Source organism: Rhizobium moroccans, from assembly GCF_057559155.1.
This window is the reverse complement of record NZ_JBHFJG010000039.1, coordinates 180,868-203,539: the sequence shown is the minus strand read 5'-3', so window position 1 is coordinate 203,539 and position 22,672 is coordinate 180,868. Positions and strand designations below refer to the sequence as shown.

General features: G+C 59.7%; 21 protein-coding genes. 6 read left to right on the top strand and 15 right to left on the bottom strand.

Going from position 1 to position 22,672, the window contains the following annotated elements:
- Nucleotides 1–63: 63 nt before the first annotated feature.
- Nucleotides 64–282, top strand: coding sequence for a hypothetical protein (locus ACE04I_RS18660; protein ID WP_156176935.1), 219 nt, complete (start codon nucleotides 64–66; stop codon nucleotides 280–282).
- Between the two features lie 301 nt (nucleotides 283–583).
- On the opposite strand, the gene ACE04I_RS18655 is transcribed toward ACE04I_RS18660, so the two are convergent.
- The 3 genes from ACE04I_RS18655 to ACE04I_RS18645 all read right to left on the bottom strand — a co-directional run bounded on the left by ACE04I_RS18655 (nucleotide 584) and on the right by ACE04I_RS18645 (nucleotide 2,666).
- Nucleotides 584–1,300: a DUF6065 family protein gene (locus tag ACE04I_RS18655; protein WP_046793484.1), complete on the bottom strand. Its 717-nt coding sequence runs from the start codon at nucleotides 1,298–1,300 to the stop codon at nucleotides 584–586.
- Nucleotides 1,301–1,374: 74 nt separating this feature from the next.
- On the bottom strand, nucleotides 1,375–2,127 hold the full coding sequence (locus tag ACE04I_RS18650) for an anti-sigma factor family protein (protein WP_046793483.1): 753 nt from the start codon (nucleotides 2,125–2,127) through the stop codon (nucleotides 1,375–1,377).
- The gene (locus ACE04I_RS18645; protein WP_046793482.1) at nucleotides 2,124–2,666 is read right to left on the bottom strand and encodes an RNA polymerase sigma factor; all 543 of its coding nucleotides are present in this window, start codon (nucleotides 2,664–2,666) and stop codon (nucleotides 2,124–2,126) included. The genes ACE04I_RS18650 and ACE04I_RS18645 overlap by 4 nt, the downstream gene beginning before the upstream one ends.
- 113 nt (nucleotides 2,667–2,779) lie before the next feature.
- On the opposite strand from ACE04I_RS18645, the gene ACE04I_RS18640 reads away from it, so the two are divergent.
- Nucleotides 2,780–4,168, top strand: a complete 1,389-nt coding sequence (locus ACE04I_RS18640; RefSeq protein WP_487207463.1) for a S8 family serine peptidase — start codon at nucleotides 2,780–2,782, stop codon at nucleotides 4,166–4,168.
- A 354-nt stretch (nucleotides 4,169–4,522) separates the two neighbouring features.
- Entirely contained in the window at nucleotides 4,523–5,047 is a 525-nt protein-coding gene (locus tag ACE04I_RS18635; RefSeq protein WP_046793480.1) for a DUF4142 domain-containing protein, read from the top strand.
- A 66-nt stretch (nucleotides 5,048–5,113) separates the two neighbouring features.
- Here ACE04I_RS18635 and ACE04I_RS18630 read toward each other — a convergent pair whose 3' ends face one another.
- From ACE04I_RS18630 to ACE04I_RS18590, 9 genes are all read right to left on the bottom strand, one after another.
- Nucleotides 5,114–6,229, bottom strand: a complete 1,116-nt coding sequence (locus ACE04I_RS18630) for a TRAP transporter substrate-binding protein (RefSeq protein ID WP_046793479.1) — start codon at nucleotides 6,227–6,229, stop codon at nucleotides 5,114–5,116.
- Nucleotides 6,230–6,317: 88 nt separating this feature from the next.
- Complete coding sequence (locus ACE04I_RS18625) at nucleotides 6,318–7,898, bottom strand: TRAP transporter large permease (protein WP_137326740.1); 1,581 nt, start codon at nucleotides 7,896–7,898, stop codon at nucleotides 6,318–6,320.
- 13 nt (nucleotides 7,899–7,911) lie between these two features.
- Nucleotides 7,912–8,460, bottom strand: coding sequence for a TRAP transporter small permease subunit (locus tag ACE04I_RS18620; RefSeq protein WP_046793477.1), 549 nt, complete (start codon nucleotides 8,458–8,460; stop codon nucleotides 7,912–7,914).
- 122 nt (nucleotides 8,461–8,582) lie between these two features.
- Entirely contained in the window at nucleotides 8,583–9,230 is a 648-nt protein-coding gene (gene mctR, locus ACE04I_RS18615) for a two-component system response regulator MctR (protein WP_046793476.1), read from the bottom strand.
- Entirely contained in the window at nucleotides 9,227–10,612 is a 1,386-nt protein-coding gene (gene mctS, locus ACE04I_RS18610) for a two-component system sensor histidine kinase MctS (protein WP_487207462.1), read from the bottom strand. Before mctS ends, mctR begins: the two co-directional genes overlap by 4 nt.
- Before the next feature lie 72 nt (nucleotides 10,613–10,684).
- Nucleotides 10,685–11,488, bottom strand: a complete 804-nt coding sequence (locus ACE04I_RS18605) for an ABC transporter ATP-binding protein (protein WP_487207461.1) — start codon at nucleotides 11,486–11,488, stop codon at nucleotides 10,685–10,687.
- The gene (locus tag ACE04I_RS18600; protein WP_487207460.1) at nucleotides 11,485–12,522 is read right to left on the bottom strand and encodes a FecCD family ABC transporter permease; all 1,038 of its coding nucleotides are present in this window, start codon (nucleotides 12,520–12,522) and stop codon (nucleotides 11,485–11,487) included. Before ACE04I_RS18600 ends, ACE04I_RS18605 begins: the two co-directional genes overlap by 4 nt.
- Complete coding sequence (locus tag ACE04I_RS18595) at nucleotides 12,522–13,559, bottom strand: FecCD family ABC transporter permease (RefSeq protein WP_487207459.1); 1,038 nt, start codon at nucleotides 13,557–13,559, stop codon at nucleotides 12,522–12,524. The genes ACE04I_RS18600 and ACE04I_RS18595 overlap by 1 nt, the downstream gene beginning before the upstream one ends.
- Nucleotides 13,556–14,554, bottom strand: a complete 999-nt coding sequence (locus ACE04I_RS18590) for an iron-siderophore ABC transporter substrate-binding protein (RefSeq protein WP_487207458.1) — start codon at nucleotides 14,552–14,554, stop codon at nucleotides 13,556–13,558. The genes ACE04I_RS18595 and ACE04I_RS18590 overlap by 4 nt, the downstream gene beginning before the upstream one ends.
- Nucleotides 14,555–14,885: 331 nt before the next feature.
- Between ACE04I_RS18590 and ACE04I_RS18585 the strand changes: the two genes are divergently transcribed.
- Nucleotides 14,886–17,009, top strand: coding sequence for a TonB-dependent siderophore receptor (locus tag ACE04I_RS18585; protein ID WP_046793472.1), 2,124 nt, complete (start codon nucleotides 14,886–14,888; stop codon nucleotides 17,007–17,009).
- A 48-nt stretch (nucleotides 17,010–17,057) separates the two neighbouring features.
- Here ACE04I_RS18585 and ACE04I_RS18580 read toward each other — a convergent pair whose 3' ends face one another.
- From ACE04I_RS18580 to ACE04I_RS18570, 3 genes are all read right to left on the bottom strand, one after another.
- Complete coding sequence (locus tag ACE04I_RS18580) at nucleotides 17,058–17,951, bottom strand: helix-turn-helix domain-containing protein (protein ID WP_487207457.1); 894 nt, start codon at nucleotides 17,949–17,951, stop codon at nucleotides 17,058–17,060.
- Nucleotides 17,952–18,165: 214 nt separating this feature from the next.
- Nucleotides 18,166–18,831 (bottom strand): TetR family transcriptional regulator, encoded by a 666-nt coding sequence (locus ACE04I_RS18575; protein ID WP_487207456.1) that lies wholly within the window; start codon nucleotides 18,829–18,831, stop codon nucleotides 18,166–18,168.
- 222 nt (nucleotides 18,832–19,053) lie between these two features.
- A complete protein-coding gene (locus tag ACE04I_RS18570; RefSeq protein WP_487207455.1) occupies nucleotides 19,054–20,103 on the bottom strand; it encodes an amidohydrolase family protein in 1,050 nt (349 codons plus the stop codon).
- A gap of 283 nt (nucleotides 20,104–20,386) precedes the next feature.
- Here ACE04I_RS18570 and ACE04I_RS18565 point away from each other — a divergent pair, with 283 nt between their 5' ends.
- Together ACE04I_RS18565 and ACE04I_RS18560 are read left to right on the top strand one after the other, a co-directional pair.
- Nucleotides 20,387–21,511: a Gfo/Idh/MocA family protein gene (locus tag ACE04I_RS18565; RefSeq protein ID WP_046793469.1), complete on the top strand. Its 1,125-nt coding sequence runs from the start codon at nucleotides 20,387–20,389 to the stop codon at nucleotides 21,509–21,511.
- Nucleotides 21,512–21,513: 2 nt separating this feature from the next.
- Nucleotides 21,514–22,671 carry a dihydrodipicolinate synthase family protein gene (locus tag ACE04I_RS18560; protein ID WP_487207454.1) on the top strand — a complete coding sequence of 386 codons (1,158 nt, stop codon included), beginning with the start codon at nucleotides 21,514–21,516 and terminating at the stop codon, nucleotides 22,669–22,671.
- Nucleotide 22,672: the final 1 nt, after the last annotated feature.

The window sequence follows — 22,672 nt, the reverse complement described above, 5'->3', positions numbered from 1 at the left end:
GTGAAAGGCGGCGGGCATCTCTAGACGCATCAATCGTCGTCGGAGGAGGAGTTCGAGCTCGAATTGCTGGATGAGTTGGACGAGCTGTTCGAGCTGGAATTACTCGAAGAGTTCGAATTGCTATTGGAACTCGAATTACTGGACGAATTGGAATTGCTGTTGGAGCTTGAATTGGAGTTCGAGTCGCTCGACGAATTCGACGAGCTGTTCGAATTCCGGTTCGAACTGGAGTTCGACCAGCCTTTCCGGCCATCATCCCGACTACGACGGGAAGAGGCATAGGTTGCCTTGCCGCTGTGGAACGATTTGTCGAGGAAGCGCGTGAGCGGATCATCGGCATTGGCCGGTGCGGGAGTCACGCCCCCTAGTGCCAGAAAAGCACTCAATATTGCGATGACTTTTTTCATGGTGTTTCTCCTTCAATAACAGCCGTTTGCCGGCCGCAAAGGAGAAACGGCGTGAAGTCGCATTTATTCCAAAATATTTAAAATATTTCAGTAGTTTATCGATGTTTTCTCACAGGCGAGCGCCGTCGCCGGTTTCGTATCCCGGTGACGGTGTCAGATGCATTTTCCTGATGGCGTTATCGCTGGGCGCGCGCGAACTTTCTATACCAGCCATCCGAAGCGAGCGTCTTGCGGAAGATCGTCTTTCGAACCACCTCTTCCTGCCCGCTTTCGGCGCGGATCTCGGCCGACAGATCAGACGTTTCGCGGCGGAAGGGGATGATCTGCACGATCGGGGTGCCACGTTCCAGCACATGCAGGCCGTCCTCCCCCGTGGCGAAGAAGGGAAAATGAATTTCGGACTGGTAGCTATCCGTATCGACAATACCGGCGACGATCTCGAATACTCCGTTCGGCCGATTGAGCGGCGGCACGAAAAGGCAACTCCAGCCGGGTGGCGTGCGGATGGTCCAATAGTTGTGAAACTTGCAGGGCGGTAGCGGCTCGCGGGGATTTCCGGCGACCTGATGGCTCGCGTGATTGCTGACCATGGTGCGATCGAAATCCCAGCCGCATTTCACCGTACTGCCGCTATCGGCGATTTCCATCCGCACCGTTGCGGCAAGACCGATCACCCAGCCGGCAGTCATGGCGTCCAGAAACGGCATGCAGCGCTTTACGGTGAGCCCACTGTCATTGGGCGAGACGTGATCTTCGCTGACGGGTGGCAGCTTGCGGAACCAGGTGGGCAGGGCAGTTTTTGCCTGCACGGGCGCAGGGATCACGCCCTCGTCCTCCTTGCGGCAGAGGAAGGTTATCATCGGCTGCGGCTTTTTCAGCAGAGAGAGCTTCATCGCGGTCTCCTCACATGTTCAATGATGAGGGAAACGGCAGGGAGTTGAGATTATTCCCGTGGATATGTAAATTTTCAGCGAAGGGCAGCGAGCGCCGCCCGCTCTTCCTCAGGGGTGAGCGGGGCGCCTGCGTGGATGGAAGAAAGATAGGCGTCGATCGTTTCCTGGGCGGAAGCCGTGGTATAGCCCTCCGCATGCGGAGCAGACAATGCCAGCCGGGTTACCCACGTACCGGCTTCGCGGCATGCAATCGAGACCGTACTTACGCCGTGACGCACGCGTTCGTATTCTCGGCAGAGATCACCATGCTCGTCCCGGAAACTGGCAACCACACGCAGCGTTTCATTTGAGCCGCTGAGCGTCACGTCATTCCCCGAAGTTTCACGGTCGAGCGCAGCGGCAAGTGCAGCATCGGTGCCCGCTCCTGTGACGCCGATTTCTCGCCCGAGCATGAACCCCCCAAAACCTGCAATGACAGCCACCAGCGATGCGGCGATCGGAATGAGCCAGGGACGATGAATGGGCCGCGACGGCGCCGTTTGTTTCTGGCGGAATGCGATGACCTTCCTCTCCAGCCCGTCTTCAACCGGCCCGGCCTTTTCAGCCATGCGCCTGACGGAGGTTAGAAGCGCTTCGGGAACCGGTTCATGAATCAGCGGCTTCAGCGCAGAGGCGACTGTGGCCCGGCTGTCGAGAAAGACAGCAAGGCGGGCAGCGAGGGCTTCATCGGTTTCGAGAGCGGCTTCAAGCCGGGCGGTGGTCTCATCGCCTAGCTCGCCATCGGCATAAGCCATCAATGTCTCGTCGTCGAATTCCGGTTGTTTCATGCTACGCCGCCTTTCATGCCTGACGAACGTTTTCCTTCGATGCTTATTCCCATCAGATCGGCGAGATTCTTGCGGGCTCGCGCAAGGCGACTCATCACCGTACCGATCGGAATTGACAGGACCTCGGCGGTATCGCGATAGCTCAACTCCTCGACGCATACGAGGACCAGAACTTCCCGTTGTTCTTCCGGAAGCTTTTGAAGCGCTTCGGTGACCTCCAGAAGAGCCATGCGGGCATCCGAGGCTGCTTCGCCGGAAGGAGTGGAGACCTCACTCGCCTGGTCGAGATCCTCCTGCGGTCCGGCCGTCTTGGCGCGCCGCAGGTGGTCGATCCAGAGGTTCCGGAGAATTCTGAACAGCCACGCGTCGAAGCGGGTGCCCGCCACGAAAGTGTCCGCCGCGGCAATCGCGCGCTCGCAGGTGGATTGCACCAGATCGTCGGCAAGCTCACGCGAATGGCAGAGCGAAATCGCGAACCGCCGAAGATTCGGCAGAAAGGCGACCAGCCGTTCGGGCACGGTGAGCATATCGTTCGTCATCGGAAATCTTTGGCACGGCGCGGAATATTCTGTCGAGTCATCCGTCTACTCGCAGTAGCATGGAACGCGTTAGCGCCGCATGAATCGACATGATCTCAATCGGAGATGGTGAAATGACCTGTTCGCTTGCAAGCTTTGCCAGCCGGTTGGCCGCACTCCTCTGCCTCATTCTTGCAGGGGAACTGGCGCTGCCTGCTGCCCAACACATCGGCTTTTCCGGCGCCTCCGCCGCCTATGCGGATGACGATGACGATGATGGGGGAGACGATGATGACGGCGGAGACGGCGACCGGGGCGGCGGGTACTACCGCGATGATGACGATGATAGGCGCAGGGACATCCGCTCGCTATGGCGTGCACCTAGGCGTGAATCACGGCCGGCCCCGGTCCGGCGCCGGGTCGTCGTTCCCGATCGAGCCCCGAACGAAATCGCTGCGCTCGGACTGGACGAAGCGTCGATCGCCAGCCTGGTGCAGACCGGCTTTGCGGTGGACGATCGCCAGCAGATTGCGCTTGTCGGGAGCGAACTTGTGCGGCTGACAATCCCACAGGGCATGACGCTCGATGCTGCTCGTCAGATGGTCGCGACGCAGGCTCCTTCAGCGTCGGTGGATTTCAACCATTACTACAGGCCCGAACAGGATGGCTCATCGGCTTGCGGCAAGAGTGGCTGCGCGTTGGTGCGGTACATGGTTGGGTGGCCGGTCGAACCAGGCAAAAGCCATACTTGCGTCGCCCCGCAGCCGATCGGCCTCGTCGATACGGCCATCAACGCGGATCATGCCGCTTTCGACAGCGCCCGCATAGAGGTGATCCGTCTCGGTAAAGAGAGCTTGCCCCGATCGGGCGAGCAGCATGGCACGGCGGTCGCCGCACTTCTCGTCGGCTCGCCCGAAGGCCGAACCCCCGGATTGCTTCCCTCATCCGAACTCATCGCTGTTGATGCCTTTCACCGCTTCGGCAATACGACCGATATCGCCAGCGCATATGATCTCGTGCGAGCGCTGGATCTTCTTGCTCGGCGTGGGGTGAGGGTGGTCAATCTGAGCCTTACGGGCCCGCCGAACCTGCTGCTCGAGCAAGCGGTCCGTACCTCGGTCGGGCAGGGTGCCATCCTGATCGCTGCCGCCGGCAATGATGGCCCCAATGCAAAACCGGTTTATCCTGCAGCCTATGAAGATGTGATTGCTGTCACCGCGGTGGATCGCGCGCGAAACCCCTATCGCCGCGCGGTGCGCGGGCCGCATATCGATATCGCCGCTCCAGGCGTCGGTGTCTGGACAGCGGCTTCGATCTCCGGTGCGCGGCAAAAGAGCGGCACATCATTTGCCGCTCCATTCGTTACCGCGGCTGCTGCGGTCCTGCGGGCCACCCGCCCGGAACTCACCTCGCGGGAGATCGAGACGGAATTGATGCGAAGCGCTGCGGACATGGGAGCGCCAGGCAAGGATGTGATTTATGGATGGGGACTTCTGAGCGCTGCTACTCTGTGCGCGAGATAGCCAAAGCTCGTCTCGACCGGCCGCACGTCGATAATATTGTCTCGGAATTAGGAGGAAACGCGTCTAGATCGTGACCGCGTTGACGAGCAGCCATACCGGAAAGCCCGCAACCATGATTGCGGCCACCCAGGCCATGAGCATCTTGATAAGGTAAGCGTCCCACTCGAAAAACACGGCTCGTCCCCTCGCACGCACTGTCCGCCAATCGATACATGCGGCCTGCGGAGAGTCGAGTGCATACATGCAACATCGCCAGAATTAAAAGTCAGATCTCCGGCCGTTGCTGTCGCCATCGGCTGGAACAACATTGCTGGCTCCCTGTTCGTCTTTCAGTTCCATTGGAAGGAGAACTACATGAAAAAGATCGTTGTCATGGCCGCCATGCTGGCGGCAACATCAGCTCTTGCGCAATCCGCGGCGGAAAAATCCGGCGTGAACACGCTGATGGGCGTGGCTCCCAAGACCGAGGATTTCGTGAAGGAGGCGGCATCGAGCGATATGTTCGAAATTGAATCGAGCAAACTCGCGGCCGAACGTAGTGATGCCGCGACGAAAACTTTCGCGCAGCAGATGATCCAGGATCATCAGAAGACGACGGCCGAGCTCAAGCAATTGGTTGACGGCGAAAAGGTGAATGCGGCCCTACCGACAGCCATGACGACGGCTCACCAGGAATTGCTCGACAAGTTGAACAGTCTGCAGGGCGACGAGTTTACCCAGCAATATCGATCGGACCAGGTCGAGGCGCATGAGGAAGCTGTGGACTTGTTCAAGCGCTACGGCGAAGAAGGTGAAAACGCGGAGCTCAAGTCCTGGGCCGCCAGCAAGGTCTCGGCACTGGAGCACCATCTTCAAATGGCGAAAGAGCTCAATGAATAGCTCGAAAGATATTCGGCAAGCGAAGCCGGGAGAATGACCGGGGCTTTCGCCCCGGTCTTTCAGCTCTTATTTCTTTGCAGCCTGGGCCGCATACATGTAGCTGTCGTAGCTATATTCGGCGACACGGAACCATTCGAAGGATTCATCGCGGAACTTTTTCCAGCCAGGATAGATCTTCGCCCAAGCCGGGTGCTTCTCGGCATATTCGCCGTAGAGTTCGAATGCTGCCTTGTAGGCGGCATCCATCACGTCGCGGGGTAGAGGACGCAACTTCACGCCCTTGCCCACAAGCGATCGGATCGCCGTCGTGTTCTTGACGTCGTAGAGCGCCTGCATGTTGACGTTGGCCGCCTTGCAGGCCGTGTCGAGAGCCGCCTTGTAGGCTTCCGGCAGGCTTTCATACTGCGCCTTGTTGATGAAGAAGTGGATCGTCAACCCGCCTTCCCAATATGCCGGATAGTAGTAGTTCGGGGCGATCTGATAGAAGCCGAGCTTCTCATCGTCATAGGGTCCGATCCATTCGGCCGCATCTATCGTCCCACGCTCCAGCGCCGGGTAGATGTCGCCGCCCGGTAGCTGCTGCGGGACGACGCCGAGGCGCGACATCACCTCGCCGGCGACACCGGCAATACGCATCTTAACGCCCTGGAGGTCGGCCGCGCTCTTGATCTCCTTGCGGAACCAGCCGCCCATCTGAGCGCCCGTGGCACCGCCCGGAATGCCGACGACGCCATAGTCGGCCAGGAACTCGTTATAGGCTTCGTTGCCGCCCCCATGATAGAGCCAGGCGTTCTGCTGACGTCCGTTGAGACCGAAGGGGATTGTGGAGCCGATCGCGAACGTCGGATCCTTTCCGGTGAAATAGTAGCCGCAGGTGTGAGCCAGTTCGACGGTGTTGGCCTTCACTGCATCGATCGCCTGAGCACCGGGAACCAGTTCGCCGGCCTGGAAGACCTGGATCTGGAACTTGCCCTCGGTGATTTTGGAAAGCGCCTCGGCCATGACGACGGCGCCGCCGTAGATCGTGTCGAGGTTGTTGGGAAAGCCGGATGTCAGGCGCCAGCGGAGCGTGGGAAGCTCCTGGGCGATGGCCGGGGCGGCAAGCGAGGCGCCGGCCGCCGTGGCGGCGCCTGCAAGCGCGCCCTTCGTCAGGAAGCCGCGACGGCTTAATGTATCGGTCATGTCTGTCCTCCTCATTTGGGTTGGATCACGGTCAAGTGCCTTGGCCGGATAATGGCCACGCCCGTGATGTCGGGCGCGGATTTGTCGATCAGGGGCTGTTTGCGCCCGACTGGGGTGCTCCGAAACTCGGGGTGGGAGAACCGAAATCCGGTGTGGGCGAGCCGAATGCCGGCGGCGGTATCTCGCCTTCCGAGGGTTCGGCGCCGAAAGGCGGTGCGGGCGTGCCGAACGGGTTGCCTCCGTCTTCGCCCGGCATCGGCACATTGAGCTCGATGGTGGCCGGATCGACGGCAGTTTGACCGGACTTATAGTGCGTCACCAGCTGCGGGAAGGTGATCACCAGGGCCACCATGACGAGCTGTATGGCCAGATAGGGGAGGGCTCCCATGTAGATCTGCCCGGAAGTGACCGGCTGGATGGTCTGGCCGGTCACCCTGTCCTTATAGGCCCGGTTGGGAGCGACAGAGCGCAGGTAGAACAGCGAGAAGCCGAACGGCGGGTGCATGAACGAGGTCTGCATGTTGATCGCCAGCATCACGCCGAACCAGATGAGGTCGATCCCAAGGCTGTCCGCGACCGGGGCCAGTAGCGGAATGATGATGAAGGCGAGCTCGAAATAATCCAGGAAGAAGGCCAGGAAGAAGACGAGCAGGTTGGCGACGATCAGAAAGCCGACTTCGCCGCCGGGGATGGACGTCATCAGGTGCTCTACCCAGATATGGCCGTTCACGCCGTAAAAGGTGAGTGAGAAAACGCGAGCGCCGAGAAGGATGAAGATGACGAAGGAGGAAAGCTTCACGGTCGCGTAGAGCGCCGACTTGATCATGGCAATGGTTAGCCGGCGATTGATCGCAGCAAGCGCCAGCGCGCCGACGGCCCCCATAGCGCCGCCTTCCGTCGGTGTTGCCAGACCGATGAAAATCGTGCCGAGCACCAGGAAGATCAGCACCAGCGGCGGCACGAGGGAAATGATCACGCGCTGAAAGAGCTTCCAGCCCTTGAGTGTCCTCGCTTCCAGCGGAAGTGCCGGCACGCTTGCGGGCTGGATCAGAGACATCAGGATGATGTAGCCGGCATAGGCGGCGACCAGCAGAAGACCGGGAACGAGCGCGCCCTTGTACATGTCGCCGACCGAGCGGCCGAGCTGGTCGGCGAGGATGATCAGGACGAGGCTGGGTGGGATGATCTGCGCGAGCGTTCCGGAAGCGGCGATGGTGCCTGAAGCGACTTTCCGGTCATAGCCGTAGCGGAGCATGATGGGCAGCGAGATCAAACCCATGGAGATGACGGAGGCTGCGACCACGCCCGTCGTTGCGGCAAGAATGGCGCCGACGAAGATGACGGCGAAGGCGAGACCACCTCGAACCGGCCCGAAAAGCTGCCCGATCGTGTCGAGTAGATCCTCGGCCATCCCGCTTCTCTCCAGGATCAGACCCATGAAGGTGAAGAAGGGGATAGCAAGCAGGGTCTCGTTCGACATCTGCCCGAATATCCGGTCCGGGATCGCGCCGAACAGATTGGCCGGCAGGAGGCCCATTTCGATGCCGACGAACCCGAAGACAAAACCCACGAAGGCAAGGGCAAAGGCGACCGGATAGCCGATGAGCAGCACCACGATCAGCGACAGGAACATGATCGGTGCGAGATTTTCCGCGAAGAAAGCAAACATCTATGGAATTCCCTCAAAGGGCCTTGGCTTCGGCATCGGCGAGCGCCACCGAGTCCGGCAGATCGCCCCGCAGGATCGCGATGCGCTTGATGAGTTCGGAAAGGCCCTGCAAGGCGAGAAGACCGAACCCGAGCGGAATCATCGCCCAGACCGGCCAGAGGATAAGGCCCCCTGTATTGTTCGAAACTTCACCGGTCGAAAATTTCTCGATCACCGTCGGCCAGGATAGGTAGATGGTGACCAGACAAAACGGGAAGAGGAAGAAGATCGTACCGAGAATTTCAACCCAAAGCTGTGCCTTGCGTGGCAGATTGCCGTAAACGAGATCCACTCTCACATGCTCGCTGGACAGAAGCGTATAGGCGGCGGCAACCAGGAAGGCGGCGGAGAAGAGGTACCACTGCGCTTCGAGCCAGGCGTTGGAGCTGAGATTGAAAAGCTTGCGTGTGGTGGCGTTTACCGCGCTGATGATAATGGCCAGCAGCAGCAGCCAGGATACGGCCTTGCCAAAAAACGTATTGATCGCGTCGATCGCGCGCGAGAGCGATAACAGCCCTGTCATGAAATATCCTCCCCGATGGCCGCTTGGACGACCGTCGGATTGGACCTACGTGCTGCGGACTTGCCTCACAATATAGCTGCGAAGGCAAAAGGAATGCGGCTACCCACTTCTGGGTATGCCGATCACGCTTCGGCGATCAGGCCTCGCTCCAGCGCGAAACGCGTCAGTCCTGCCGTTGTCGAAATACCCAGTTTCTTCTTGATGCTCTTGCGATGGGTCTCGACCGTAAACGCCGAAATCGCCAAGACCGTCGCGATCTCCTTGTTGCTTTGCCCCGCGGCAAGGAGGATCAGGATTTCCCGCTCGCGCGAGGTGAGGGGAAGGATCGCCGCGTCCTCGGATTCCCGCCGCTGAAGGAGGGCCTCCGGAACACCGGAGGAGAAATAGGTGCCTCCCCCTGCGACAGTCTCGATCGCAGCGACGATCTCTTCGTTCGGTACGTCCTTGAGGACATAGCCCGCAGCGCCCTGGAGGACGGATGCCGAGATGTATTCCCGGCTGTCATGCATCGAGAGCATGAGGATCTTCGCATCGGGAACTTCGCGCTTGAACAGCTCGATCGCGTCTATTCCGTTCAGTTGCGGCATATTGATATCCATCAGCACGACGGTGGGGCGCGTGCGCGCCGCCAGCTCCAATCCCTGCCTGGCGAGATGCGCCGTGCCGACAACCATGATATGCGCGAAGGTCTCCAGCACGGCCTTCAGACCCTCGAGCACGAGCGGGTGGTTGTCTATGAGGAGGACCTTAATCTTTTCGCGCTCGCTCATGCGGCCTCGCGGGAGATGATTTTGCCGAGATTGGCTGATTTTGGAAGCATCGCGGTCAGGACGGTGCCTTCGCCGGTCGATTTCGCCAGCAGCACGCCGCCGAAATGGGCAAGACGCTCCTGCATGTTTCTAAGCCCAAGCCCGACCGATCTCGAACCGTTTCGTCTGGAAGACTCGTCGAAGCCTATTCCGTCGTCCGAGATCGTCATCCTCACACGCCCTTTCGTGCTCCAGATGCTGATTTCCACCTTCGTCGCACCGGAGTGACGCTCGACATTCGTCAGCGCCTCCTGGGCGATACGATAAAGCGCCGTGTTCGCTTCCGGATTCAGCACTTCCCTCGAGGTGGATTCGATCCTCGTTTCTATACCTGTCCGTTCCGTGAACTGCTCTCCGAGCGAGGTGAGCGCGGCGGTCAGTCCCAGGTCGTCCAGCATGCGCGGTCTGAGCTGATGGGAAAGATTACGCACTTCCTTGATTGCCCCGTTCAGGGCCTCGATGCCCCGGTCGATCGCCATGCCAGCTTCCTCGCCCTTGGCGCTGACCTTCCTGCTGGCAAGGTCGAGCACGTAACGGACACCGATGAGGTTTTGGGAAATTCCGTCGTGAAGCTCCCTTGCGAGCCGCATCCGTTCCTCTTCCTGGGCGTCAACGATGCGTTGCGTCAACTGTTTCAGCTTGCCGTCGGCCATCCGGCGCTCGTGAAGGGTGATCCACAGGCCCGTGGCAAAGACGATCAGCACCGAAGGAACGGCGATCAGCATCACGATCAAGAATGTTCGGCGGATGTTGTCGCGCAGGTCGGCCTTCGCCGCCGCTGTCTGCGCGAAGACGTCGTCAAGATAGACCCCGGTGCCGATCATCCACCGCCATTTGTCCAGGCCTACGGCGAATGAAAGCTTGTCCGCCATCTCGCCGGTCGAGGGCTTTTCCCACTTGTACTGGTGGAGCCCACCGCCGGCTTCGGCCTTTTCGATGAGGTTGGCGATTACCCTGTCGCCGTCAGGATCCACGAGATTCAGCCAATTGTGTCCGGGTCGGAACGTCTGGCGGGGATGCACGACATTGTTGCCGTTATAGTCGTAGACGAAGAAATAACCGTCCTGGCCATAATCAAGGGAAGTCAGGATGCGCTGGACTTCCTCTTCGGCCGCATCGTCGTTTTCCCCAGCCGACTGATATACCTCGGCGATCGCGGAAAGTGCGAGATTCGTCAGGTTCAGAAGCTCGGTCTCCTTGGCCTTCAGCATGTTCCGCTCGAACGTGTCTATGCTCGTCTGGACGAGTGTCGCGGACTGCCATGTGATGAAGGCGGTGATCGTCAGGATAGCGATTATCAGCGGAACGATGGCCAGGGCAACGATCTGATGACGCAGGTGCACGGGCGGCTGCCTTCTGTTTCTTGGAAACTGCCCCTTCTTATCTTCGGAAATACTCTCGCGCTCAAGCGCTCCTTACGTCGCCGTCATCCGATGGCGGCCGATTGGCAGCATGATAGGTCGGCCGGAGAGAGGGTCGGCGATGATGCGGCTTTCGAGGCCGAAGACATGGCGCACGTTCTCTTCCGTCAGCACGTCTTCCGGCTTGCCGCAAACATGCAGCCGCCCTCCCGCCATCGTGACGAGGTAATCGGCGTAACGCGCGGCAAGGTTCAGGTCATGCAGAACCATCACGATCGTGGTCCCACGCGTCTGATTGAGGTCGGTGAGCAGATCAAGCACCTCGATCTGATGGCTGATGTCGAGGAATGTCGTCGGCTCGTCCAGCAGCAGAAGATCGGTCCGCTGAGCAAGCGCCATGGCGATCCAGACACGCTGGCGCTGGCCGCCGGATAGTTCATCCACGGGGCGGCTGGCCAATGCCGCGGTCTTGGTTGCCTCCAGGGCGGCCGCCACGGCTTCGTCATCGCCGCGGGTCCAGCGGGACAGCACGCCGTGATGAGGGTGACGCCCGCGGCTGACGAGATCGGCGACAATGATTCCCTCGGGCGCGATAGGGGACTGGGGCAACAGACCCAGCGTGCGCGCCAACTGCCGCGGCGGCATGCGATGGATCGACTTGCCGTCCAGCAGGACATGGCCCTGGCGCGGCGACAAGAGCCGTGACATTGCCCGTAAAAGGGTGGATTTGCCGCAGGCATTGGCGCCGACGATGGTGGTGATCCGGCCGGGCGGCACCTCCAGGTCCAGCCCCTCGAGGATAACCGTGTCGCCATATCCGGCCGAAAGCTGGCTGGCGGTCAGGGTATGGGCGGTCATAGGGAACCTCCGCTTCGGTTGACGCGAATGATGAGGTAGATCAGGTAAGGCGCTCCCAATGCGCCGGTGACGACGCCCACGGGGTAGCGGCTGGGCAGCAGGAACTGGCCGACATAATCTCCGAGCAGCACCAGCAGGGCCCCGACCAAAGCAGAGGGGATCAGCAAAGATCCGTTTCCGCCGATGATGCGGGCGGCGATCGATCCGGAAAGGAAAGCCACGAAGGAGATCGGGCCGGTCACGGCCGTCGCGACCGCGATCATGCCGACCGCAGTGACCATCACGACAATACGGGTGAGGGCGACGTTGGTGCCCAGCGCTGCGGCGGTATCGTCCCCGAGTTTCAAAGTGTCGAGATCGCGGGCGCGGCTTAACAAAAGCCCGCCAAAGACCGCAAGCGACAACAATACCGGGACAGCCTGATCGAGCCGCGCGCCGTTGACGCTGCCGGTCAGCCAGCGCATCGCCTCCTGCAGGTTCCAGGCGGGGGCCTGGGAAAGGGTGTAGGAGATGAAGCTTTCCAAGATGGCAGCCACACCAATCCCAACAAGGATCAGCCGGGTGCCTGCGACGCCATTGCGGAAGGAGAGCGCATAAATCAGGAGCGCTACGCTCAAACCCGCGATTACGGCGAAGACGGACACAGCGGAGCCGTTCAACGACAGCACAACGATGGCAAAGACCGCCGCTGCGCTGGCGCCGAGATTGATGCCGATGATATCCGGGCTGGCAAGCGGGTTGCGCAGCATGATCTGGAATGCAGCTCCCCCGAGCCCGAAACTGAGCCCTGCCAACAGCGACAGGACCGCGCGGGGTAGGCGTAGTTGCCCGACGGTGAAGGCGGCGCCCGGTACGTCCTCACCCAGCAGCACACGCATGACGTCGCCGGGCGGCGTATAGTTCTGGCCGATCACCAGCGTCAGCGCGAAGATTGCTGCAAGCAGGATCAGCAGAAGCGCGATCACCAGACGGCGCCTATGCGCGCGGCTGCGGCGGCCATGGATGACGATATCGACGGGTAGAGACTGTATCATCAAAGGTCACGAACCCGCTGGCGTCTGACGATCCAGATGAAGAACGGTGCGCCGACAAAGGCGGTGACTATGCCAACCTCAAGTTCGTTCGGACGGGCGATGATGCGGCCGACGATATCGGAGGCGAGCAGCAGGCAAGCGCCGGCCAATGCGGAGAACGGCAATAGCCAGCGATGATCGACCCCGACAAGCAGGCGGCAGAGATGCGGCACGATCAGCCCGACGAAACCGATCGGCCCGCAAACCGCGGTGGTCGCGCCGCATAGAAGGATCGCACTGAGTGCTGCCATTGCGCGCGCCAACTCGACACGCTCCCCCAACCCGGCTGCGAGTTCGTCGCCCAGTGCAAGCGTGTTCAGCTTTTGCGCCGACATCAACGCAAGCAGGAAGCCCGCCGCGAGGAAAGGTGATACATGCGAGACGGCATTGAAGGTCGCCCCTCCGACCCCACCGATCTGCCAGGAGCGGATGCCGCCCGCGATATCGGCGCGAGGCAAAACGACGGCAAGGACAAGTGACGAGAAGGCGACAGACGTCGCCACTCCGGCCAGCGCCAGTTTCAGCGGCGTCGCGCCGCCGCGGCCGAGCGAGCCGATGGTATAGACGAAGATGGCCGAGACACCGGCTCCCAGCACCGCCGTCCAGATATAGGCGTTGGCCGAGGCGATATTGAACCAGACGACCCCGATAGCGACGGCCAGCGAGGCGCCAAGATTGACGCCCAAGATCCCGGGATCGGCGAGCGGATTGCGGGTCACCCCCTGCATGATCGCTCCCGCAAGCCCGAGCGCCGCGCCGGCCAGCCCTGCAAGCAGGGTTCGCGGGATGCGCGCGGCCACCGCCGCTTGATCGATGCTGTCGACCTTGCCTTCGAGCGCAGTCATGATGTCGCCCCATCCGACGGAGCGCGTGCCGACTGCGACCGACAGAGCGAGCAGGACGCCGACACTCGCGACCACCGCAAGCAGCCACAGCAGCCTGAGCCCGCTTGCCCGATAGGAAGGGGCCCGTGCCGAGGGTATGGTGCGCACCATCATTCGTTTCTTGCGGCAGCTTTGGCCAGTAGATCCACGTAACCGTTCAAAACCCATGGAATCGACAGTGGCGTCGGATTGGCCGCCGTACCCAGCGGATCGCGGCCGAGCATGACCACCGCGTCATGCTTGACGGCAGGCATCCGCGACATCAGAGGATCGGTGGCCAGCGCGGCGCGCAAATCCTGGCCTCCATAGGTCACGACTATGTCCACATCGTCGAAGGCATCGATCCGTTCGGCGCTGATCGCGCCCGAATATTGTCCCGGCTTCGATGCTTCGATCACGCTCTGCGGCGAGCCAAGTCCCAGATCCTGAAAGAATTTTACCCGCGTGTCGTTGGTCGTGTAGAAATTGACGATGCTAAGGTTGGAAGTGTCCAGATGAGTGATGAACATCGCCGACTTGCCCTTGAGTTCGGGGTGCCTGCCGACAGCTTCGGCGATTTCACCCTCGATCCGCTTGATCAACGCATCGCCCTCGGCCGCCATGCCGAGCCCGGCACTGTTGAAACGGATCATCTCGCGCCAGTCGGTCCCCCAGGCGGATGAGGGATAGGCGACGACCGGAGCGATCTGGCTGAGCGTGTCGTAATCCGATTGGCTCAACCCGGAATAGGAGGCCAGGATCACATCGGGCCGGGTCGCGGCGACCGCCTCGAAATCGATGCCGTCGCCTTCATCGAAAAGCACCGGCTTTCCGCCCCCGAGTTCTGCAAGCTTTTCCGCAACCCATGGCAGAAACCCGTCGCCATCATCGTCGCCGAAGTTGGCTGCGGCGATTCCGACGGGAACGATACCGAGCGCCAGTGGCACTTCGTGGTTCGCCCAGGCGACGGTCGCTACCCGTTGAGGCTTCTTGGTGATGGTCGTCGTACCGAGCGCATGCTTGATGGTGATGGGGTAAGAGGTGGTTTCATCTGCCCATGCCCCGCCGAAGCCCGCAATTATGAGGCATATCGCGGCCAATGGCACGGGAGAACGAAAGAACCGCAGCATCGGCAAGCCCTCCATGGTTTGAAGTGGACTTTCCGTTTCAGGTTTATCATGCAACGTCAACTCCGATGCCCGCGCATCACCTAAAGCGCGGCGAAGTTTCCGTAGATTTGTACAAAAACGGGGAAATCTACAATACTGGACAAATCGTATCAAGTTAGTGGAGAGGCGAGGGGCATGAAATCCATCTGACGGGACCGGCAGTCCAAGGGAGATCTCGGACGTATCGGGCCCGCAGATGCGCGCGGTGATGCTTCCCGGCAAGCCTTTAGACAATGCCGGTGCTCATCATTGCCGAGTGCCTGCGACAGCAACATCAGTTTGGAATTGATCTATGGACATCGAAAAAGCAGGCGGCAAGAACAGGCAGACACTGGCGGGTTGCCGGAGAGCGGTACTTCTCGGCTGCACGGCGCTCGTCGCCTTCGCGCCGGTTTCCTTGCGGGCTCAGGAGGCCGAAGATACGGGTGCCGGCACCGTCCTCGAGACGATTACCGTTGAAGGTGCCGCTCGCGACGACGATGCGAATTCGATTGTCGCGACGCGCAGCACAGGCGCCGGCAAAATGCCCACGGACATCCTTGAAACGCCTGCATCCGTCTCGGTCATCACTTCCAAGGAAATCGAGGAGCGTGGCGCCACCAGCATCGAGCAGGTCGTGCAATATACCGCCGGCGTGGTGACCGACTTCTACGGTTCGGATGATCGTTATGACTATTTCGACATCCGCGGCTTCACCCCTTACACATATCGCGACGGCCTGGCCATCGGCAGGACTTTCGGTGGAGTTCGCGAAGAGCCTTACGCCTATGAGCGCATCGAGGTGCTGAAGGGCACCAGTTCCGCAGGCTTCGGGGCGTCCGAACCCGGCGGCTCGGTGAACTATGTTACAAAGCTGCCAAAGAGCGAACGCTTCGGCGAAGCCTACGTCACCGGCGGCTCCTTCAATCACAAGGAAGTCGGCCTGGATTTCGGTGACAACATCACCGCAGACGACACCCTGTCCTATCGCCTGACCGGCAAGCTTCAGGGCGCGGACGCCGAATACGACTATTCGCGGGATGACGAGAAGTTCATCATGGGCGGCCTGACATGGCGCCCCACCGATGTGACCAGCCTTTCATTCGTCTTCGATCATCTGAACAAGGATGGCGTTCCCGGCAGCGGTGGCCACCCGCTCGGCACGGACTTTGACAGGGATCGCTTCTTCGGAGAGCCGGACTATTATTTCAGAACAACAAACCGCAATTCGTACAGCCTCATGTTCGACCATGATTTCGGCAATGGGTTGAGCTTCGGTTCCAACGCCCGCTACAGCAGGTCACGCGATGCGTTCGGCGGCGCCTATCTCTCCACGACGCGGACCGATGGTTCTAACCTGGCCGACCGTTATTATTTCGGCAGCGACAAGTCGACCGAGCAGTTCATCATCGATGCGAATCTGATTTACGAAACGAGCATCGACAATGTCGACAGCCGCACGCTTGCCGGTATCGAATACAACAATTTCAATTCGCAAAATTACGGCCTTTATATTCCTGGCGCTCCTGCCATCAACTGGGAGAACCCGATTTATTCGGGAGGCCCCATCTCGACGGCGCCTAATTCCGGAACGAGAAACGACCAGAAGACCAAGGCAATCTATCTGCAGCAGGATCTGACCTTCTCCGACAGGCTGACCGCAAGCGTCGGCCTGCGCAATGACTGGCTTGATCTGAGCGAAACGGACCTGTTCTCGGGCGCCACGCAGGCGAATGACCACAGCGAGTTCACCAAGCGGTTCGGTTTGAGCTACAAGATCACCGAGGAACTGGCGGCCTATGCAAGCTATGCCGAATCCGCGGCACCTCCTGGTATCGGGAGCGATCCCACGACCGGCAAGCAGTATGAAGCCGGCATTAAGTATCGGCCGGATGCATTCCCTGCTTTGTTCACCGCTTCCGTCTACGACCTGACGAAGGGGAACATTACCGTCTATGACAGCGTCTCGTATCTGCCGACATCGGTCGAAAAAGTCCGGCATCGCGGCATCGAGCTTGAGGCCAAGGCCGAGCTGTCGGACAATATCAGCCTGATCGCAGCCTATAGCTATATCGATTCCAAGATCGAAGAGCCGGGCGGAGCAAACGATGGCAACCGTCTCATGCGCGTTCCCAAGCAGTTGGCTTCGGTATGGGGCACCTATACGCTGCCAGGCAACGGCATGCGCGGGGACATGACCTTCGGGATCGGGGCTCGTTACACGGATTCCTATTATATGAACATCGGCAACACGACATCTTCGGACAGCGCCGTCGTTTTCGATGCTGCCTTCACCTACAAGATTCAGGAGAACACGACGTTCCAATTGAACGTCAGCAACCTGTTCAACGAGAAGCATGTCGCCAGTCAGGATAGCGGCGGGATCTACTATAATCCCGGTCGCGCGATTTACGCGACGCTGCGCCAGACTTGGTGAGACAATTATTCCGCCCGCAGCATCTGCGGGCGGAATAATCCTTCGTTGTCAGAGAATCCGCTGTAGACGGCGCCAGGCGGCGGGCGTTTCTCCCGCGATCTGCCGGAAGGCCTTCGTCAGGTGGGCCTGATCGGAGAACCCGAGCTGGGCCGCGATATCCGCCACGGTGAGATCGCTTTCCGAAAGCAGCTTTTGCGCAAGCTCGATACGCCTTCCGAGCTGCCACTGCAGCGGCGTCTTGCCTGTCGTTTGCTTGAAGACATTAGCAAACCAGCTCTCGGACAAGCCGACCGTCCCGGCCATCTCGGCGACAGTGAGACGGCAATCGGGGCGGTCGTTGACGCGCGAGATCAGCTTCTTCATCTGCGCCTGCGTCAGCCTGCCGTTTATCTGTTCTGCGCCGCGCTCGGGGATATCGAGAAGACCGGCAACGATGCTGCCGACGAGGCTTTCGGCAAATACTGGATGTTTGGAGGGGTTTGAAACTTCATCGACCACCAGGTTCGCAAGCGTCTCGATGGCCCGAACATCCTGGATTTCCACTGGGCGGCGCAAGGCTGCGAGCGCGGCTGACGTTCCCACCGAAGGTGAGAGGAACCTTAAGAGCCGGTCCTTGTGCAAATGCAGGTCGAGATGCGAGAAGCGATGCGAGGATGTGAAATTCGTCCACAGGGGAACGCCAGCGGGCACGTAGAGCGCGCGGGTCATCGGCCGGTCATGTTCACCGAAACCTCCCTCCCGATTGGACATCCGGATATGGGGCGACACGTCGTTGAAGAAGATCACGATCCGTGGGTCAGGTGACAGGTAGTAGGCCTTTGCCCCGGATTGACCTTCTGCGTCCCAGAAAACGCCCATGACACCGTCGAGCCCACGCCATTTAACTGGAGCGATCGGTCGAATGCCTTCCGTATAGCAGGTCATGGAGTGCCGGTAGTTCACGGTCGCAATCCGTCCGTGCCTGAGGTGGCGGAGGGTATCGATACCGGTAAAACATTGCGATGGAACATGTGGTCAGTTCCTTCAACGGCATTTAGGAGATCATGGCCGTGCATTCGGCCTGCCAGCCATTAAACTTGAGACTGAGTAGCATGTTTGTTTTTTATGGCAAGGCAATTTGCGACCGTGCCGATCCGAATGCCACCAAGGCGCCCCATCAGCCCTCGGCGTTCCCTTCCGCGGAGATGGGAAGAGTGACGTAGCTAAGGACGAATTGCTTTATGTGGTCCAGCCTTTCCAATCGAGCCTCTTCGCTAAGAAGATTTCTCCCGAAGATTGCGGAGAGCGTGTAGTTGTTCGAGAGATAGAAGTACGATAGCGCAGCGATAGAGATGTATAGCTGGATCGGGTCGATATTCTTCTTGAATGTGCCTTCTTCCTCTCCGCGCTTGAGAATAGACCCCAACATCGAGACAAGGGGGGAGTTGAGGTTCCGGATGTTTGGCAGCGTCTGTATGTGCCGTGCCCGATGCAGGTTCTCGCTGTTGAGAAAGGTGATGAATTCTGGATTCTTGACGTAGTAATTCCAGGTGAATTCGGCCAGACGGCATACCGCTTCCGAAGGATCAAGTTCTGTCAAATGGAGTTCGGATTCCGCCTTGCGGATCTTTGCATAGGCATCGGCGAGGACCTCCGTATACAACCGTTCTTTGTTGTCGAAGTAATAGAAGATCAATTTCTTGTCGATGTTCGCCCGCTCGGCAATCCGCGCCATGCGTGCGCCGCCGAGCCCGTGCTCGGCAAACTCAAGCCCGGCCACTTCGAGAATTAGTCTCTTCGATCGATCGGCATCGCGGAATCTCGTGAAGGCGTCCGCCTGCATTGCGTCCTCTGAACCGAATGCGTTCAATTTACCTCGCGCCATTGGGCGTCAGCCTTTCACTAAAATAGAGCCGGTCACGGGATTTTCGTCGGAGCGCGCGATTCCAACCGCAGGCCGCGTCCTCAAATAACTTTCCCAAATCCACTATAGTCCAGACATTGAGGACGACCAGTGAGCAAGTTGCGCGTTCGCGTAGCTCCCGCACGAGCCCTGTTTCGCAGATCAGAATTGCGAAGCAAAGGAAGACTTGGAGAGCGCGTGGATGTTCCGATTGCCGATCGTCCAGATATGGTCCTGCGACATTCCTGCCGTGTCGAATGATCGAAGGGTCTCTCGGACGAGATACGAGCCGCCCTCGGCATCGAACGGGAAATCGGTGGCAAAGACCACATGATCGAGGCCGAAGAAGTCGATGCCGCACCGAAGCGCGCCAGCCGCTCCCGACAGGGAGGTGTCGCCATAGAATGCCTTGAAATACTTCGATACGGGGTGCTTCAGGTCGTTTGGGAGCAGGTGCGCATCGGAAGGGGGCGTTCGTGCTCCCATCTCAAGGCCTAGACCTTGCTCGATGCGTCCGGAGAAGAACGGGATCATGCCGCCCATATGATGGGTGATGATCCTGAGATGGGGATGGCGGTCGAACAGACCCGAAAGCGCGAGCCGTGACATCGCGACGGTCGATTCGTAAGGCCAACCAAAGCACCACCAGATCTCGAACTTGGACTTCTCCTCCGTGGGATAATCGGGCGTCGGCCCCTTGATCGGATGGAGCCAGATCGGCCGACCTGTGGCGGCGAGTGCGGCCCAGATGCCGGAGAACCGTTCATGATCGAGAGCGGTTCCCCTGACATGCGTAGGCAGCTGAAATCCGATCGCCCCGAGCTGGATCGCTCTTTCGATTTCAACGACCGCCGCGTTCTCGTTCGTCATCGCAATTCCTGCAACGAAGTAGGGGAAACGGTCCGGAAAGAGCTGTACCAATTTCGCCAGACCGTCGTTCATGAGCCGGGCCAGGGCTGTCGCCTCCTGGGCATCGGCGATCTCGTCGAAGGCGGGCATCGAGGGGGTCAAGACCTGCTGATAGCCTCCGAATTTGTCCATCAACCTGAACCGTTCATTGAGATCGAACAGAGGCTTCAGACTTACCCAGCGCTTGAGCGGTCCGGATGCGGACGAAACGGACTTGATCTTTTCAAAGTACTCCTCTGGGAAGATATGCGTCCATCCATCGATCAGGCTCGAAACCTCTTTCAGTCCGGGAACCAACGTCACGTCTCCTTGCGGTTTGGCAGCGCGCCGATCGGCTTCATCAATGGGAGCGGACGATCTGACGGCGGTGATGGATGTGGGCTCCGCTAGGGCTGCGACCCTCACAGCGATGAAATCAAATAATTCACCGGATGATGAATTGTCAACTTGCCAAACGCGCTGACGTCTGTAATAGAATTGGCAATTCTCCATTCGGTGAATTAAATTCTAAGGCAACTTTGAAGGACGGGCGTCCGACGAAACGGGGAGGCTAACCGTGGCTAATGACAGGAAGATCGGTATTGTAATGCACGGCGTGACGGGCCGGATGGGGATGAACCAGCATCTCATCCGTTCGGTGTTGGCGATCAGAAACCAGGGCGGGTTGGTTTTATCTGATGGCAGCCGGGTCGTGCCGGATCCGATCATCGTCGGCCGCGACGGCGCGAAGATCGAGCGTCTTGCCAAGGCTCACAATGTGGAGCGCTGGACCACCGACCTCGATAGTGCCCTGGCCGATCCCTATAACGAGATCTTCTTCGACGCTGCTTCCACCAAACTTCGTCCGACGCTTCTGCGCAAGGCCATCGACGCTGGCAAGCATGTCTACTGCGAAAAGCCTATCTCCGAGGGGCTCGAAGAAGCCATCGAGATCGCAAAATACGCGAAGGCAAGGGGTGTGAAAAACGGCATCGTCCACGACAAGCTCGATCTTCCCGGGCTGGTCAAGTTGAAGCGCCTGCGCGACAGCGGTTTTTTCGGCAAGATACTCTCGGTAAAAGGAGAGTTCGGCTACTGGGTGTTCGAAGGCGACTATCTCCCGGCGCAGCGCCCGAGCTGGAACTATCGGGCGGCAGACGGCGGCGGCATGGTCTCCGACATGCTTTGCCACTGGCGCTACGTCCTCGACAACGTCATCGCTCCCGTCAGGTCGGTGAGCTGCACGACGGCAACCCACATCGATAGGCGTTGGGATGAAGCCGGGAAAGAATACAAGGCTACCGCGGACGACGCTGCCTACGCAACGTTCATGCTCGAAGGCGATATCGTCGCTCACATCAATTCGAGCTGGTGCACCCGCGTCCGTCGCGACGATCTTGTGACTTTTCAGATCGACGGCACCCACGGCTCAGCCGTCGCCGGCCTCCACAAGTGCTACAGCCAGCATCGCGTCAACACGCCGAAGCCCGTCTGGAATCCGGACGTTCCGCAGCCGCTCAACTTCTACGAATCCTGGGAGGAGGTTCCGGATAATGTGCCGCTTGATAACGGTTTTAAGGTCCAGTGGGAGCAGTTCCTCCGCCATGTTCTGGAAGGCTCTGAATGGCGCTACACGTTCGCTGAGGGCGCGAAGGGGGTCCAGCTCGCCGAAGCAGGATACAAAAGTGCTCGCGAACGGCGCTGGATCGATCTCGAAGACCTGGGGCTGTGACGATGGCTTCGGTTATCCTTCCTACAAGAGATGGTGGGCTCGAGACTTTTGAGATCGGCGCCGCCGTTGCGGCCGCCCAGGGAGGCGCATGGAACCGCACCGCCTATGCGGCTGCGCATGTGGTCGTCGATCCCTATGCCGACAATGATCCATGGCTGGATTGTGCGGTTGACTGGGATAGGACACTGGCGTTTCGCGAACATCTATGGTCCAAGGGCTTCGGTGTCGCCGAAGCCATGGACACCGCGCAGCGCGGCATGGGCATGGACTGGCCAACCTCGCTCGAACTCATCAAGCGGAGTGTCTCGCTGGCAAAGTCGGGCGGCCATCTGATTGCCTGCGGTGCCGGAACCGATCACTTAGCGCCGTCGGATGCTTCTAGCCTCGACGACGTGATTGGCGCTTATGAAAAGCAATGCGAGGCTGTCGAGGCGGCAGGTGGTCGGATCATCCTCATGGCGTCGCGCGCCCTTGCCAAGGTTGCGAAGTCTCCGGAAGACTACGGCACAGTCTACGGCCGCATACTGGGATCGCTCAAGGAGCCTGCCATCCTCCATTGGCTCGGCGAGATGTTCGACCCCGCGCTCGAAGGTTACTGGGGTGACCGCGACCACATGGCGGCCATGGACACCTGTCTCGGCGTCATCGCCGACAATGCGTCCAAAGTCGACGGTATCAAGATCTCCCTGCTCTCGGCGGAGAAGGAAGTCTCAATGCGCCGTCGGCTCCCAAAGGGCGTACGGATGTATACCGGTGACGACTTCAACTATCCGGAACTGATCGCGGGAGACGAGCAGGGCTACAGCCACGCTCTTCTCGGCATCTTCGATCCAATCGCGACCGCCGCTGCCCAGGCGCTCAGCGCGCTGAACAGGGGTGACATGGCGGCCTATAATTCGGCCTTCGATCCGACGGTTCCGCTCTCCCGGCACATCTTCAAGGCTCCCACCCGCTTCTACAAGACCGGCGTCGTGTTCATGGCATATCTGAACGGGCACCAGGATCACTTCACCATGCTCGGAGGTCAGCAGAGCACGCGATCAGCCCAGCATCTTGCCGACATCGTGCGCCTGGCAAGCAAGGCAGGCCTGTTCGATGTCCCCGATCGCGCGGCCACCCGCGCGGCTCGTGTGTTCGCAACCTATGGGATCGGGATCTGAC

Coding starts and splice junctions, on each gene's coding strand:
- ACE04I_RS18655 (WP_046793484.1), bottom strand. CDS start 1,300: ATGAAGCTCTCTCTGCTGAAAAAGCCGCAGCCGATGATAACCTTCCTC.
- ACE04I_RS18650 (WP_046793483.1), bottom strand. CDS start 2,127: ATGAAACAACCGGAATTCGACGACGAGACATTGATGGCTTATGCCGAT.
- ACE04I_RS18645 (WP_046793482.1), bottom strand. CDS start 2,666: ATGACGAACGATATGCTCACCGTGCCCGAACGGCTGGTCGCCTTTCTG.
- ACE04I_RS18640 (WP_487207463.1), top strand. CDS start 2,780: ATGACCTGTTCGCTTGCAAGCTTTGCCAGCCGGTTGGCCGCACTCCTC.
- ACE04I_RS18635 (WP_046793480.1), top strand. CDS start 4,523: ATGAAAAAGATCGTTGTCATGGCCGCCATGCTGGCGGCAACATCAGCT.
- ACE04I_RS18630 (WP_046793479.1), bottom strand. CDS start 6,229: ATGACCGATACATTAAGCCGTCGCGGCTTCCTGACGAAGGGCGCGCTT.
- ACE04I_RS18625 (WP_137326740.1), bottom strand. CDS start 7,898: ATGTTTGCTTTCTTCGCGGAAAATCTCGCACCGATCATGTTCCTGTCG.
- ACE04I_RS18620 (WP_046793477.1), bottom strand. CDS start 8,460: ATGACAGGGCTGTTATCGCTCTCGCGCGCGATCGACGCGATCAATACG.
- mctR (WP_046793476.1), bottom strand. CDS start 9,230: ATGAGCGAGCGCGAAAAGATTAAGGTCCTCCTCATAGACAACCACCCG.
- ACE04I_RS18605 (WP_487207461.1), bottom strand. CDS start 11,488: ATGACCGCCCATACCCTGACCGCCAGCCAGCTTTCGGCCGGATATGGC.
- ACE04I_RS18600 (WP_487207460.1), bottom strand. CDS start 12,522: ATGATACAGTCTCTACCCGTCGATATCGTCATCCATGGCCGCCGCAGC.
- ACE04I_RS18595 (WP_487207459.1), bottom strand. CDS start 13,559: ATGATGGTGCGCACCATACCCTCGGCACGGGCCCCTTCCTATCGGGCA.
- ACE04I_RS18590 (WP_487207458.1), bottom strand. CDS start 14,554: ATGCTGCGGTTCTTTCGTTCTCCCGTGCCATTGGCCGCGATATGCCTC.
- ACE04I_RS18585 (WP_046793472.1), top strand. CDS start 14,886: ATGGACATCGAAAAAGCAGGCGGCAAGAACAGGCAGACACTGGCGGGT.
- ACE04I_RS18575 (WP_487207456.1), bottom strand. CDS start 18,831: ATGCAGGCGGACGCCTTCACGAGATTCCGCGATGCCGATCGATCGAAG.
- ACE04I_RS18565 (WP_046793469.1), top strand. CDS start 20,387: ATGCACGGCGTGACGGGCCGGATGGGGATGAACCAGCATCTCATCCGT.
- ACE04I_RS18560 (WP_487207454.1), top strand. CDS start 21,514: ATGGCTTCGGTTATCCTTCCTACAAGAGATGGTGGGCTCGAGACTTTT.